The organism is Maribellus luteus (assembly GCF_003576475.1).
In the GTDB taxonomy this organism is placed as follows: domain Bacteria; phylum Bacteroidota; class Bacteroidia; order Bacteroidales; family Prolixibacteraceae; genus Draconibacterium; species Draconibacterium luteum.
In genome coordinates this window covers 1-502 of the sequence record NZ_QWGR01000346.1, presented here as the reverse complement: position 1 = coordinate 502, position 502 = coordinate 1, and the positions used below count along the sequence as shown (strand labels likewise).

At 62.0% G+C, this 502-nt stretch carries 1 protein-coding gene; it reads left to right on the top strand.

From position 1 onward, the window contains the following. Positions 1-36 precede the first annotated feature (36 nt). Positions 37-502 (top strand): oxidoreductase (locus D1614_RS29170; protein ID WP_497006697.1); only part of this gene is annotated, 466 nt, incomplete at its 3' end.

The following is a 502-nucleotide window of genomic DNA, read 5'->3' as shown; positions in this document are numbered from 1 at the left end:
TGATGTTCACGATCATGGAAAGGGAAGGTGTTTCGCGTGAAGACGAAGCTGTTTGAATCAATCGAAATTGGTAAATTGACGTTCAAGAATCGTGTCGTGATGGCGCCGCTTACGCGCTCGCGCGCCGGTCAGCCAGGTGACGTGCCGACCGAACTGAACGTGACGTATTACGCGCAGCGTGCAACGGCCGGCCTCATCGTTACAGAGGCCACGCAAATTTCCCGCCAAGGCCAGGGCTACGCGTGGACACCGGGCATGTACACCGACGAACAGGAAGCCGGCTGGAAGGCGGTAGTGGATGCTGTGCACGCCAAGGGCGGCCGCATCTCGCAACAGCTGTGGCACGTGGGCCGTATTTCCAACACGCTGCTGCAGGAAAACGGCCAGGCTCCCGTCGCGCCGTCTGCCATCGTCGCCAAGGGCGCGCAGAGCTTTGTTGTGCAGCCCGACGGCACGCCCGCCAATGTGCCGACCAGCGAGCCGCGCGCTCTCGCCACGGAAG